Below are 247 nucleotides of genomic sequence, written 5' to 3'. Positions count from 1 at the left end.
AACTGCCGCGGTGGACGATCGCCGGTGATCAACAACCGTGTTTTGCCCGATTCCAGAATTCGATTGTAGAGATCGAAAATCGCCATCTCCCACAACTCATCGCCTGCAATACACTCAATGTTGTCGATACAGACCAGCGACAAATGCTCCATACCGTCGAGCACTTCCGGAACAAACCAGGTGCGTTTATCCAGCGGGACATAGCCCACCGCATCGCCACGCTGCGACAATTCCGCGCAAGCCGCGT

Annotated in this window: 1 pseudogene; it reads right to left on the bottom strand. The window is 54.7% G+C overall.

The window, feature by feature from the left end:
- Positions 1-247 (bottom strand): annotated as a pseudogene (locus SB756_RS33675) (DnaA inactivator Hda); the annotation flags it as partial.

Origin of the sequence: Pseudomonas sp. SIMBA_068 (assembly GCF_046534705.1) — a bacterium.
In the GTDB taxonomy this organism is placed as follows: domain Bacteria; phylum Pseudomonadota; class Gammaproteobacteria; order Pseudomonadales; family Pseudomonadaceae; genus Aquipseudomonas; species Aquipseudomonas putida.
The sequence above is the reverse complement of the archived record's forward strand: the minus strand, read 5'-3'. Positions and strand labels throughout refer to the sequence as shown.